This is a genomic window from Hymenobacter arcticus, from assembly GCF_054779975.1.
In genome coordinates, this window is record NZ_BAAGXF010000015.1 from 19,922 (window position 1) to 31,753 (window position 11,832).

12 protein-coding genes are annotated in these 11,832 nt (G+C 61.8%); 8 read left to right on the forward strand and 4 right to left on the reverse strand.

Annotated features, from left to right (window positions below; genetic code table 11):
- Positions 1 to 58: 58 nt before the first annotated feature.
- Positions 59 to 760: a DsbA family oxidoreductase gene (locus ACYVGC_RS20045; RefSeq protein ID WP_460585642.1), complete on the reverse strand. Its 702-nt coding sequence runs from the start codon at positions 758 to 760 to the stop codon at positions 59 to 61.
- Positions 761 to 951: 191 nt separating this feature from the next.
- Between ACYVGC_RS20045 and ACYVGC_RS20050 the strand changes: the two genes are divergently transcribed.
- Complete coding sequence (locus tag ACYVGC_RS20050; RefSeq protein ID WP_460585643.1) at positions 952 to 1,947, forward strand: aldo/keto reductase; 996 nt, start codon at positions 952 to 954, stop codon at positions 1,945 to 1,947.
- 145 nt (positions 1,948 to 2,092) lie between these two features.
- Here the strand turns inward: ACYVGC_RS20050 and ACYVGC_RS20055 are convergent, their stop codons facing one another.
- On the reverse strand, positions 2,093 to 3,103 hold the full coding sequence (locus ACYVGC_RS20055) for a zinc-dependent alcohol dehydrogenase family protein (RefSeq protein WP_460585644.1): 1,011 nt from the start codon (positions 3,101 to 3,103) through the stop codon (positions 2,093 to 2,095).
- A 130-nt stretch (positions 3,104 to 3,233) separates the two neighbouring features.
- On the opposite strand from ACYVGC_RS20055, the gene proB reads away from it, so the two are divergent.
- From proB to ACYVGC_RS20070, 3 genes are all read left to right on the forward strand, one after another.
- Positions 3,234 to 4,322 carry a glutamate 5-kinase gene (proB, locus tag ACYVGC_RS20060; protein ID WP_460585645.1) on the forward strand — a complete coding sequence of 363 codons (1,089 nt, stop codon included), beginning with the start codon at positions 3,234 to 3,236 and terminating at the stop codon, positions 4,320 to 4,322.
- Positions 4,323 to 4,404: 82 nt separating this feature from the next.
- Positions 4,405 to 5,652, forward strand: coding sequence for a glutamate-5-semialdehyde dehydrogenase (locus ACYVGC_RS20065; protein ID WP_460585646.1), 1,248 nt, complete (start codon positions 4,405 to 4,407; stop codon positions 5,650 to 5,652).
- Between the two features lie 21 nt (positions 5,653 to 5,673).
- The gene (locus ACYVGC_RS20070) at positions 5,674 to 6,168 is read left to right on the forward strand and encodes a YdeI/OmpD-associated family protein (protein ID WP_460585647.1); all 495 of its coding nucleotides are present in this window, start codon (positions 5,674 to 5,676) and stop codon (positions 6,166 to 6,168) included.
- Positions 6,169 to 6,172: 4 nt separating this feature from the next.
- On the opposite strand, the gene ACYVGC_RS20075 is transcribed toward ACYVGC_RS20070, so the two are convergent.
- A complete protein-coding gene (locus ACYVGC_RS20075) occupies positions 6,173 to 6,643 on the reverse strand; it encodes a DUF2141 domain-containing protein (RefSeq protein ID WP_460585648.1) in 471 nt (156 codons plus the stop codon).
- A gap of 102 nt (positions 6,644 to 6,745) precedes the next feature.
- Here ACYVGC_RS20075 and ACYVGC_RS20080 point away from each other — a divergent pair, with 102 nt between their 5' ends.
- On the forward strand, positions 6,746 to 8,446 hold the full coding sequence (locus ACYVGC_RS20080; protein WP_460585649.1) for an acyl-CoA synthetase: 1,701 nt from the start codon (positions 6,746 to 6,748) through the stop codon (positions 8,444 to 8,446).
- A gap of 32 nt (positions 8,447 to 8,478) precedes the next feature.
- Entirely contained in the window at positions 8,479 to 9,075 is a 597-nt protein-coding gene (locus tag ACYVGC_RS20085) for a DUF3885 domain-containing protein (protein ID WP_460585650.1), read from the forward strand.
- Positions 9,076 to 9,135: 60 nt separating this feature from the next.
- Here ACYVGC_RS20085 and ACYVGC_RS20090 read toward each other — a convergent pair whose 3' ends face one another.
- On the reverse strand, positions 9,136 to 9,741 hold the full coding sequence (locus ACYVGC_RS20090) for a DUF4136 domain-containing protein (RefSeq protein WP_460585651.1): 606 nt from the start codon (positions 9,739 to 9,741) through the stop codon (positions 9,136 to 9,138).
- Between the two features lie 230 nt (positions 9,742 to 9,971).
- Here ACYVGC_RS20090 and ACYVGC_RS20095 point away from each other — a divergent pair, with 230 nt between their 5' ends.
- Both ACYVGC_RS20095 and ACYVGC_RS20100 read left to right on the forward strand, forming a co-directional pair.
- The gene (locus ACYVGC_RS20095; protein ID WP_460585652.1) at positions 9,972 to 11,303 is read left to right on the forward strand and encodes an NAD(P)/FAD-dependent oxidoreductase; all 1,332 of its coding nucleotides are present in this window, start codon (positions 9,972 to 9,974) and stop codon (positions 11,301 to 11,303) included.
- Positions 11,304 to 11,309: 6 nt separating this feature from the next.
- A complete protein-coding gene (locus ACYVGC_RS20100; protein ID WP_460585653.1) occupies positions 11,310 to 11,828 on the forward strand; it encodes a DUF2721 domain-containing protein in 519 nt (172 codons plus the stop codon).
- Positions 11,829 to 11,832: the final 4 nt, after the last annotated feature.

Consider the following 11,832-nt stretch of genomic DNA (forward strand, 5'->3'; position numbering starts at 1 on the left):
TGCGATTGCCACGCTCCACTTCGTTGCGCTCGCAATGACAGACGGCTTTACGTAAGCTTTAGTCGCAGCCTTCGGGGCCACAGGCGGGGCCATCGGCCAGCAGGGTGGGGCGCGGGGCGGCGGGGTGGCCTTCTTCCCACACCTTGCCCAGCACTTCGGCAAATACCTCGCTGGGCTGCGCGCCCGACACGGCGTACTTGTCGTCGAACACGAAGAAGGGCACGCCCTGCACGCCTATTTGCTGAGCTTCGTACTCGTCGCGGCGCACCTCGTTGGCATAGGTGCCGGCCTCCAGGGCCTGGCGGGCGGCGCTGGGGTCGAGGCCGATTTCGGCGGCCAGGTTGAGGAGGGTATCCAGCTCGTTGAGGTTGCGGCCTTCGAGGTAGTAGGCGGCCATGAGTCGCTCCTTGGTGGCATCTTGCTTACCCTGGTGCGCCCCGAAGTGCACGAGCTGATGGGCTAGAAAGGTATTGGCCGGAATGGTCTTGTCGAAGTCGTAGTGCAGGCCTACTTCTTTGGCAATGAGGGTCATGTGGTCGCCCATGCGGCGGCCTTCGGCCTCCGATACGCCTTTTTTCTTGGCCAGCGAGGCGTGGATGCTTTCACCGGGTACGGGCACGAAATCGGGGGTGAGTTGGAAGCTTTTCCACTCCACCTGCACGTCGTCGCGGTGGGCAAACTCACCCAGGGCTTTCTCAAACTTACGCTTGCCAACGTAGCAAAACGGGCACACCACATCGGACCAAATTTCAACTTTCATAGGAAGGAAAGAGCTAGTAAATAACGGAAACCCACGAAGCCGCGGGCGGGGCCAATTGTTTGCGTTCCGGCCCAGCTTAACACGCGGCCGGCGGGTAGCGTTCGGCCCGACCGGGGCTGCCGGGGCGTAACCTTCGGCCGCCGGGCAGGGTTAACGGAGAACGTATTTTTAGCAAGCACTACCCTTAACGCATGGAATATCAGAAATTAGGCTCGTCCGACGTATCCGTATCGCGCATAACCTTTGGCAGCTGGGCGGCCGGCGGCTGGATGTGGGGCGGCACCGAGCAAAACGACGCCGTGGGCGCCATTCACGCCGCCTACGACCTGGGCGTGACCAGCATCGACACGGCCCCCATCTACGGCATGGGCTTGAGCGAACAGATTGTGGGTGAGGCTATTAAGAGCCTACCTCGTGATAAGGTACAGATTTTGACCAAGTTCGGCATGCGCTGGGACCTGGCCAAAGGCGACTTCGCCATGAAGACCAAGAACAACGACGGCCAGGACGTGGACGTGTACAAGTACGCTAGCCGCGACAGCATCATTAAGGAGTGCGAGGACAGCCTCAAGCGCCTAGGTACCGACTACCTCGACCTCTACCAGCAGCACTGGCCCGACGTGACCACGCCCATTGCCGAAACGATGGAGGCCGTGCAGCGCCTCATCGAGCAAGGCAAGGTGCGCGCCGCGGGCGTCAGCAACTACTCGGTAGCCCAACTGGAGGAAGCCGAAAAAACCATCAGCCTGGCCTCCAACCAGGTGCCGTACAGCATGTTGCGCCGCGACATTGAGAAGGAGGTAGTGCCGTATGCGCAGCAGCACGGCCAGGGCATTTTGGTGTACAGCCCCTTGCAGCTAGGTTTGCTGACGGGTAAAATCAAGCCCGGCCAGCACTTCGACGCCAGCGACCTGCGCAGCACCAATAAGCTATTCAAGCCCGAGGCGGTCACGAAAGTCAACGACTTTCTCAACAAAATCCGGCCGCTGGCCGAAACCAAAAATGCCACCCTGGGCCAGCTCGTACTGCGCTGGACGCTGGCGCAGCCCGGCATCACGGTGGCGCTGGTGGGCGCCCGCAACCCCGAGCAAGCCGTGCAAAACGCCAAGGCAATGGACTTGCAGTTGAGCTTTGAGGAGGTGGATTTCATCAATAAGCAGCTGGCACAGTTGCAGTTGCCGGGCTAATTATGTTTAAAAAGAACGTCATGCTGAGCTTGTCAAAGCATCTCTACCGCGCCATTTGGTTAGTAACCCGACTGGCGTGGTAGAGATGCTTCGACAAGCTCAGCATGACGTTCTTTTTAAACATAATTTTTAACCTCAAACAAGCCTACCCCACGCGCACCACAATCTTGCCGAAGTGTGCGCCGCTGCCCATGTGGGCCAGAGCATCAGGCACTTTATCAAAGTCAAAAACCTGGCTGATAACGGGCTTTAGTTGGTTGGTATCGAATGCTTTAAATAAGTCAGCCAGCATGTGGGCACTGCCTACGTAGATGCCTTGCAGGCGCTGCGTGAGCAGGGGCACCATGCGCAGGTTGGGAACTTCATCGCTGGGCGACACCTGGCCGATTTGGAACACGGTGCCGCCGGGCTTAAGGGCGCGCAGCGAGCGGGCCATCTGGCCGGCCACTTCCAGCACGTAGGTAGCACCTTCGGCTTGGGTTAGCTCGCGCACCCTGTCTTCCCAGTTGAGCGTGGTTTTATAGTTGATGAGGTGGTCGGCGCCCATTTCCTGGGCTTGGGCCAGCTTTTCATCCGAGCTGGACGTGATAATGACCTGGGCTCCGAACAGCTTGGCTATTTGCAGGCCGAAGATGGACACGCCGCCCGTGCCTTGCAGCAGCACCGTGTCGCCGGGCCGCAGCCGGGCCTGCTCTACCAAGGAGTGCCAGGCTGTGACGCCGGCGCAGGGAAAGGCCGCCGCTTCCTCAAACGAAAACGAGTCGGGCACTTTCACCACCGCGTTTTCGGGGAACACGACGTACTCGGCCAGCACGCCGTCGGTGCTGCCGCCCAGCGAGCGGTGAACCTTGGCGGCCGTGAAATCGCCGTCGGCCCAGTCGGGGAAGAAGTTGATGGCCACGCGGTCGCCGGGCTGAAACCGGGTGACGCCCGCGCCCACCGCCACCGCCACGCCAGCGGCATCGCTGAAGGGAATCATGGGCAATTTTTCGCCGGGGTAACCAAACCAGCCGTTGGCCAGGGCCCAGTCGCGGTAGTTGAGCGACACGGCTTTCACCTGAATTTTTACCTCGTAGTCGCGGGCGGTGGGCTCGTCAAAATCACCCGGCTTGAAGTTGGCGAGGCTTTTGGGCTCGTGCAGTTTATACGCTTTCATAAATAGAACAAAGGGCCAGCTGGCCCCAATAGAGGAGCAGTAGCAACAGGCAGCACCCCCAAAAAGTCTGCCGCCCGGCCCGAGGCAACGCCGGGCGGCCCTAGTTTTGGCCTTCTTCCCTGCTGCCGCCATGCCCCTGCCCTACCGCCGCCTCGTTGTCAAAATCGGTTCCAACGTGCTCACCCAGCCCAACGGCCTGCCCGATGAGGCGCGCATGGCCCAGCTGGTGAGCCAGGTAGTGGCGCTGCGTACGCAGGGCTGTGAGGTCACGCTGGTGTCGTCGGGCGCGGTGGCAGCGGGGCGCAGCCTGCTCACGCTGCCGCCCAAGGCCGATGCCGTGCGCAGCCGCCAGGTACTGGCCGCCGTGGGCCAGGTGAAGCTGCTCAGCCTGTATGCCGCGCTGCTGGCCCCGCACGGCCTGCTGGGCGCGCAGGTGCTGGTGACCAAGGAGGATTTCCGCGACCGCCAGCATTACCTCAACATGCGCAACTGCTTCCAGGAATTGCTGCAACAGGGCGTGATACCCATTGTGAATGAGAACGATGTGATTTCGGTAACCGAGCTCATGTTTACCGACAACGACGAGCTGGCCGGCCTGGTCGCCAGTATGCTCGACGCCGACGCGCTGCTAATACTCAGCAACGTGGACGGCATTTACGACGGCGACCCGGCGCGGCCGGGCGCGCGGGTCATTCAACGCATTGCGCCGCATGACACCAGCTTTGCCGAGTTCGTCACGGCCACGCGCTCGCAGTTTGGGCGCGGCGGCATGCTCACCAAGTGCTCCATTGCCCACAAGGTGGCCCGGCTGGGCATCAGCGTGCACATTGCCAACGGCAAGACGCCCGATGTTTTACTCAACATTTTGAATGAAAGCGTAGTAAGTACCTGGTTTCAGCCCAGCAAAAAAGCGTCGGGTACCAAGAAGTGGCTGGCCCATGCCCAGGCTGCCCAGGCCACGGTGCACGTAAATGCCGGGGCGCGGGCCGCGCTGCTGGCCCCCGGCCAGGCCAGCAGCCTGCTGCCGGTGGGCGTGGTGCGCATCGAGGGTGAGTTTCAAAAGGGCGACCTCATACGCCTCGTGGATGAGGCCGGCCACGCGCTGGGCCTGGGCCTGGCCGAGTACGGGGCCGACAAAGCCCGCGAGCGCCTGGGCCAGCACGGCCAGCGCCCGCTGGTGCACTACGACTACCTGTTTCTGACCGAAGACGTGCGGTAAGCTTTAGCTTGCCGTAAGCCGGAGTGCTATTTGTTAATTATCAACTGATTACCCGGCAAGCTAAAGCTTACCACACACCGTTATGGCTGACTACTCCGAGTTTTTCATCGCTACACAGCGGGCCAGCCGCGCCCTGGCCACGGTGGCCCCCGCCACCATCGACGCCCTGCTGCGCGACTTGGCCGACGCCCTACTGGCTCACACCGACTTCCTGCTCGGCGAGAACGCGCAGGACCTGGCCCGCATGCCCGCCACCAACCCAAACCACGACCGCCTGCGCCTCACCCCCGAGCGCCTGGCCGCCATTGCCGACGACCTGCGCAGCGTGGCCGCCCTGCCCACGCCACTGGGCACAGTGCTCAGCAAGAAGGAGTTGCCCAACGGCTTGCAGCTCGAAAAGGTACGGGTGCCGCTGGGCGTAGTGGGCATCATCTACGAGGCGCGGCCCAACGTGACCATCGACAGCCTGGCGCTGTGCCTCAAAACCGGCAACGCCTGCCTGCTGAAGGGCGGCTCCGACGCGGCGGCCTCCAACGCGGCGCTTATGGCGGTGGCCGGGCCGGTGCTGCTGCGCCATGGCCTGCCGCTGTCTGCCGCCACGCTGCTGCCTCCCGAGCGCGCCGCCACCGAAGCCATGCTGCTGGCGGTGGGCCTGGTCGATGTGGTTATCCCGCGGGGCAGCCAGGGCTTGATTAACTACGTGCGCGACAACACCAAGGTGCCCGTAATCGAAACCGGGGCCGGCGTGGTGCACACTTACTTCGACGAAACCGGCGACCTGGCCAAGGGGGCCGCCATTGTGGCCAATGCCAAAACCCGCCGCGTGAGTGTTTGTAATTCGCTTGATTGCCTGCTGGTTAACGAGCACCGCCTTTCCGACCTCCCAGCCCTCGTGGCCCCGTTGGCGACGGCGCAGGTGCAGCTGTTTGCCGATGCAGCGGCCCACGCGGCGCTGGCGGGGCACTACCCCACCGCGCTACTGGCCCCGGCCACGGAGGCACACTTCGGAATAGAATTTTTGGATTATAAGCTGGCCATTAAAACGGTGTCCGACCTCAACGCGGCCCTCGACCACATTGCGCGGCACGGCTCGCGGCACAGCGAGGCCATTATTTCGGAAGACGCGGCCCACATCAACACCTTTCTGCAAGTGGTGGACGCGGCCGCCGTATACGCCAACGCCTCCACCGCCTTCACCGACGGCGGGCAGTTTGGACTAGGGGCCGAAATCGGCATCAGTACCCAAAAGCTGCACGCCCGCGGCCCCATGGGCCTGGAGGAACTTACCAGCTACAAGTGGCTGGTGCGCGGCAATGGCCAAATAAGATAATTTATTGACAGGCAATACTTTATGAGCAATCCGGCTTCTACGTCTTTCCAAGCATTGCTCAAAGCGGGCGGCCCCAGCTTCATGCCCACGCAGGTAGTAGTGGTACCCGAGGCCACTTGGCAGGCGCTGGGTGGCAAGGCCACGAAGCGCGTGGTGGCCACGCTCAATGGCCACGCCGAGCGGCTGGGCTTGCTGCCGCAGGCGGGCGGCGGCCGCTACCTGCTGCTGCGCAAAGAGCTGTGCGAACGTCTGGGACTGAAAATCGGCCAAACGCTCACCGTCAGCCTCGTGCCCGACCCTAACCCCGACTATGTGGACCTGCCCGAAGAGCTAGCCGAGGCCCTGGCCGCCTGGCCCGAAGCTGAAACCGCCTTTTTGCACCACACCGGTGCCATGCGCCGCGCCATGGCCCGCAAAGTAGCCGACGCCAAGCGCCCCGAAACCCGCGCCCGCTACGCCGTAGAGCTGGCCGAGCGGCTGGCGCGCGGTGCGCATCCCTTTCGTGCTGATTTATAGTATTTTACAGATTATTCCAGCTGCTGATGGCGACCACTTTGCCCGGCCCATCTACTACAAACTCGCACTCCTTGAAGCTGGGGGCCGATAGGCGCGGGCGCACATTGTTGGAAAACGCGAACGGCTCGGTGGGAATGCCGAGGAAGTTTTTGTCGAGTTTGTCGTTGTTGTTGGTGTCCTGGGTGAGAGCCACGGCCCACTCGCCGGGCGCTAGCTCCACGGGCACCGAAATCTCGGTTTTTCCCTCGGGCTTCACCACCAGCCGAAACGCCTGCTGGCCGTGCTTCAGAAACGTGGCGGGGTCGTGGTAGAAATTCAGGCGCACCACCGACTGCGGCGAGGCCAGCGCCGTTATCACCACCGTCACGGTTTGGGTGGCGGGCGCGGCCGCCGGGCGCGGCGCAGCCGGTAAGGTAGGCGCGGCCTCACCCAGCAGGCTGCTTGCGAGGAGGATGGCCAGGGGCAAAGCTTTCATACGGGACGCCATAAGTTGCGGTAGGTTTGGCCTGAACCAGCCCGGCGCGGTAAAACGTTCCGGCCAGCCGACTCCCGCACGCCTCCTTTCCCACCCCGCCCCATGCAAGCTTATTTCGAAGATTTTCAGCGTATTGCCGAGGCCGGTGCCTACCACGAACTCGCCACCCAGCCCATACCCAAGCCCGAGTACTTCAACTGGACCACCGAAATACTGGAGGGCCTGTACGTGGCCCGCCACCCCGACAAAGTGGCCCTGGTGCTGGCCGACGACCACGGCCACCAGCACATTACCTACGCCGAGCTGGCTGCCCGCGCCAACCAACTGCTGCACTTTTGGCGGGCCGCCGGGGTGCTGCCTCAGCAGGCCGTACTGCTGATGGTGCCCGTGTGCGCCGAGCTGTGGCACACCTACGTGGCGGGCATCAAGGGCGGGCAATTGCTCATTCCGGCGGCCAGCATCCTCACGGTGAAGGACTTGGAGTACCGATTCGGCCGGCTGCTGCCTGCCGTGGTGATTGCCGATGCCGAGAACGCCGCCAAAATCGACGCCGCCGAGCAGGCCCTGGGCCTGCCCATCCGGCTCAAGATGCTGGTGGGTGCGGCGGCCCCGCGGCCGGGCTGGGTGAGCTTCGCGGGCCTGGATAACTTATCGGACCAGGCTGAGGCCACCACCACCCGCGCCGACGACCCGCTGTTCCTGTTCTTCACCTCGGGCACCACGGGCCTACCCAAAGTGGTGACGCACACGCACTTCTCGTACCCGGTGGGCCACCTCAGCACCGCCGCCTGGCTGGGCCTGCGGCCCCCCGACCGGCACTGCAATATTGCGCAGGCCGGCTGGGCTAAGTTTGCCTGGAGCAGCTTTTTTGCTCCCCTCAGCCTGGGCGCTACGCTGGTGGTGTACCAGGGCGGCGGGCGCTTTGCGGCCGGGCCGCTGCTAGCGGCGCTGGCCCGCGAGCGGGTCACCACGTTTTGCGCGCCGCCCACGGTGCTGCGGCTGCTCATCTTGGAAGACCTGGCCGCATATGATTTCAGCTTCCGCGAATGCGTGAGCGCCGGCGAACCCCTTAACCCCGAGGTGATTGAGGCCTGGCAGCGCGGCACGGGCCAGCTCATCCGCGACGGCTACGGGCAGTCGGAGAGCACGGCTATGATATATAACCTGCCCGGTAGCGCCGTGCGCCTGGGCAGCATGGGCCGGCCCTCCTTCATGTACGACATCGTGATTGCCGACGACGAGGGCCGCGAGCTGCCCGCTCTGGCCGAGGGCCACATTGCCGTGCGCACCGACACCGGCCGGCCCAACGGCCTGTTCAGCGGCTACTTTGGTGAGCCCGAGCGGGCGGCCAGCGTGTTCCGCCACGGCCTGTACTACACCGGCGACAAGGCCTACCGCGACCCCGACGGCTACCTCTGGTTCGTGGGCCGCGACGACGACGTGATAAAATCGAGCGATTACCGCGTGGGGCCCTTCGAGGTCGAGAGCGTGCTCGTGGAGCACCCCGCCGTGGTAGAAGCCGCCGTGGTGGGTTCGCCTCACCCCATTAAGGGCCACGAAATCAAGGCATTCGTAATTCTACTACCCGGCACTGAGCCCAGCACCGCGCTGGCCCAGGAGCTGTTTACCTACGGCCGCACGCACCTGGCGCCCTATAAAATGCCGCGCATCCTGGAATTTGTAGCCGAGCTCCCCAAGACCATCAGCGGCAAAATCCGCCGCGTAGAACTGCGCGCCCGCGAGGCTAAGCAGCGGCGCGGGGAAGCTGGGGAGGCGGAGTTTTTCTATGAGAAAAGCCAATAAATCAACATAATATAATTCTTTATTCTTCAGCCATGACTACGGAGCAGTTTGATATACGCTGGCGTGAGGCATATCCTGAGACAACCTCGCTTGCCCATCTTTTCAGACACGTGCGACCAGACAGGTGGTTTAGAATACACAGCTTGCCCGAGTCGAAGCGCTATGCTAGCACGGCAGCGGATTGGACAATACTTCTTGACCGACAAAATCTTTTGTTGACCGACCTCTTAGGTAATGGTGCGGAAATAACATTAGTCAATGGCGAATACCTGTTTGAAAATGTAGCCATATTGAATACCGACCCGGTAAGTGAGGCGCTAGCAACTTTATCTTTTTTGCCCACCGGCCATTGCACTGACTTACATAAGCTTTATCCAACTGATTATGAGCCGGGTATCTTCTACCAGTCAGGATTTAGTGAGCAGACCTGGCAGCCGCACAAGTTCGATGAACTGCTGCGGGAGATTGCGAATGACCAAGCGAGAGCCTTCTTCATTTCCTGGCGCAATGCCTGCATTGTTGTTCCTTACGATGGCGGCGTAGACGTTCTTCTTAAGGACAGCGCTACCCAAGACTACTATCGCGAGAAGTACCACGCCTGGCTATCGGCGCGGCCCGACGGGCTATAACGCCAAGCGCGCCGCCGGCCCAAAGGCCAGCGGCGCGCTTCTATTCTGCGTCATCTAGGGCTACGACTTCTTTTCGGCCACCGGAAACTTGTCTAAGATGTCTTTGGCCGACTTGCTGAACTCGCTGCCCAGGCGGGCGGGGTCGTTCACGTCGTCGGCCACGGAGCCGCGCCACACGAGGTTATTGGTGCGGGCGTCGATGAAGTCAATGATGAGCGTGCCTTCGGTATACTGCTCGGTGTGAGCCGTTTGGTAATAGGCCGGCGAGTAGTAATAGCCGTAGTTGATGGGCAGGTAGGCCCCGCGGTAGCCCACAGAGTAGGGATAGGCGAAGCCGGCGCCGGGGTAGGAGTTGCTGTATACCGTGCGCTCGGCCTGGTCTACGTAGGTGTGGGTCGAAATAAGCAGGTCGGGCTTACCCTTGGTTTGGCGCAGGCCACGCTTGGCTAGCTCGCCGGCGATGGCCTGCTTGATGCGGTCCTGGGCGATGGGGCTGCGCAAGAGCGGGTTTTTGTCGCCGTTGGTTTTCACCTGCGTTTCGGCAAAGTCGAAGGTGCGGTACTTGCTAAAGTTGACGTTGGCGCGCTGCTCCACGTTTACGGCGGGCGCACAGGAACTCAGGCCGCCACCCAGGGCGAGCACGAGGCCAAAAAGAACTTTTTTCATACTAAATAAGGATAAGTTAATAAAAACTGGTGGGGCTGATACCGTTTTTTGCGGTGCAGGGTTGCGCTGCGCTGGGCCACGGGCGCGCTGTTGGCTCCCTACTTGCTCACCAATGGGTTACGCGCTTGCCCATTGTTGGCATTTTTGCGTTTTGGGGCCGACTAATGCGCAGCCGGGCCGTATTAGGTTGGCACGGCGGGCGTTCGCTACGTGCTCCTGATTGTGACCCTATGGAAGGACTTACGAAAATTGCCGACCTCGGCAAGCCCCGCGTGGTAATTGTGGGCGGCGGCTTCGGCGGCTTGCAGCTAGCTAAAGAATTGGCCGATGCGCCGGTGCAGATAGTGCTCATCGACAAGCACAACTACCACGCCTTTCAACCACTTCTTTACCAAGTAGGTACGGCGGGCTTAAATGCCGATAGCATTATTTCACCGTTTCGTAAAATCCTCAACGAGCAGGAGAACTTTTACTTCCGCCTGGCCGATGTGAAGTCCATCGACCCTACGGCCCAGGTGGTGGAAACGTCCATTGGGCTGCTGCACTACGACTACCTGATACTGGCCACCGGCACCACCTCCAACTACTTCGGCGACAAGCAGATGGAGGAGAATTCCATCAGCCTCAAAAGCGTGGGCGACGCCATTGAGCTGCGCAACACGCTGCTCTCCAACTTCGAGCAGGCCCTGGAAGTGGGTGATTCAAAGCAGCTCAACAGCCTGCTCGACTTCGTGATAGTGGGCGGCGGCCCCACGGGCGTCGAAATGGCCGGCGCGCTGAGTGAGTTGCGCGCCCACGTATTCCCGCGCGACTATCCCGAGTTGGACCTCAAGCAGATGGACATTCACCTGGTGCAGAGCGGCCCGGTGCTGCTCAAGGGCATGTCGGCCGAGGCGTCGGAGCACGCGCTCAAGTACTTGCAGGAAATGGACGTGCAGGTGTGGCTCGACAACCGCGTGACGTCGTACGATGGCTACACGGTGGCCCTAAAAAGTGGTGAGAAGCTGGTGGCGCGCACCCTCATTTGGGCGGCCGGCGTCACGGGCGCGCCCGTGGTGGGCCTCGCCCCCGCCGCACTGCTCAAATCCAACCGCTACCAGGTCAACGAATTCAACCAGGTGGCGGGCTATGAGAACGTGTTTGCCATCGGCGACATCGCCCAGATGGCTACCGAAGGCTACCCCGAGGGCCATCCGCAGGTGGCGCAGCCCGCCATTCAGCAGGGCCGCTTGCTGGGCGAAAACCTCAAGCATCTGCTCAACAAGCAGCCATTAAAACCCTTTGTGTATCAGGATAAAGGCACGATGGCTACCATTGGCCGGCACCGGGCGGTGGGTGATATTATCCTGTTTGGCAAGCAATATCATATCACCGGCTGGCTGGGCTGGCTGGGCTGGAGCTTCGTGCATATTATGGCGCTCGTGAGCTTCCGCAACCGCATTGCCGTGTTTATTGCTTGGGCCTGGAACTACATCACCCAAGACAAGGGTATGCGCTACATCATTGGCAAGCCCAAGGCCCCGCTCACGGAGCGCGCGGTGGAAGTCAAGCCCGTAACGTAGGGCCCAATGCCGGCGGCTATCTCTCACATTTCGGGCACGTTATCGGTGTTGTCGGCCATGTTCTCGCCGGCAATTCTGGTATCGGCGTGCGGCTCGCTCATCCTCACCACCTCGCAGCGCCTGAGCCGCAGCCTCGACCGGCAGCGTGAGGTGGCCCAGCTGCTGCGCCAAAACCAGCAGCAGGCCGCCACTTCCACACCCGACCCCGCCGAGCACGGCCACCTCACGCAGCAGCTGCTGTTTGCCATTCGGCGCGCCCGCCTGCTACAACGGGCCATGACCAGCCTGCACTTCACGCTGAGCATTTTCATCGGCAGCATTCTCAGCATCGGCATTTTTGAGCTGATTGACAGCTCCGCCGCCTGGATTATTGCCCTGCTGAGCGTGCTCGGGGCCATCACGCTGCTTTATGGTAGTGTGCTGCTAATCAAGGAGTCAGCCCTGGCCCGCTCCGACGTGGCCGAGGAAACGGCCTACCTCACCCAGTTCACCGTGGCCGACCAAGACCGCATTGTAAAGAAGTAGCGCG

Excerpts from the sequence above, each read along its gene's own strand:
- ACYVGC_RS20045 (WP_460585642.1), bottom strand. The coding sequence starts at position 760 with ATGAAAGTTGAAATTTGGTCCGATGTGGTGTGCCCGTTTTGCTACGTT.
- ACYVGC_RS20050 (WP_460585643.1), top strand. The coding sequence starts at position 952 with ATGGAATATCAGAAATTAGGCTCGTCCGACGTATCCGTATCGCGCATA.
- ACYVGC_RS20055 (WP_460585644.1), bottom strand. The coding sequence starts at position 3,103 with ATGAAAGCGTATAAACTGCACGAGCCCAAAAGCCTCGCCAACTTCAAG.
- proB (WP_460585645.1), top strand. The coding sequence starts at position 3,234 with ATGCCCCTGCCCTACCGCCGCCTCGTTGTCAAAATCGGTTCCAACGTG.
- ACYVGC_RS20065 (WP_460585646.1), top strand. The coding sequence starts at position 4,405 with ATGGCTGACTACTCCGAGTTTTTCATCGCTACACAGCGGGCCAGCCGC.
- ACYVGC_RS20070 (WP_460585647.1), top strand. The coding sequence starts at position 5,674 with ATGAGCAATCCGGCTTCTACGTCTTTCCAAGCATTGCTCAAAGCGGGC.
- ACYVGC_RS20075 (WP_460585648.1), bottom strand. The coding sequence starts at position 6,643 with ATGAAAGCTTTGCCCCTGGCCATCCTCCTCGCAAGCAGCCTGCTGGGT.
- ACYVGC_RS20080 (WP_460585649.1), top strand. The coding sequence starts at position 6,746 with ATGCAAGCTTATTTCGAAGATTTTCAGCGTATTGCCGAGGCCGGTGCC.
- ACYVGC_RS20085 (WP_460585650.1), top strand. The coding sequence starts at position 8,479 with ATGACTACGGAGCAGTTTGATATACGCTGGCGTGAGGCATATCCTGAG.
- ACYVGC_RS20090 (WP_460585651.1), bottom strand. The coding sequence starts at position 9,741 with ATGAAAAAAGTTCTTTTTGGCCTCGTGCTCGCCCTGGGTGGCGGCCTG.
- ACYVGC_RS20095 (WP_460585652.1), top strand. The coding sequence starts at position 9,972 with ATGGAAGGACTTACGAAAATTGCCGACCTCGGCAAGCCCCGCGTGGTA.
- ACYVGC_RS20100 (WP_460585653.1), top strand. The coding sequence starts at position 11,310 with ATGCCGGCGGCTATCTCTCACATTTCGGGCACGTTATCGGTGTTGTCG.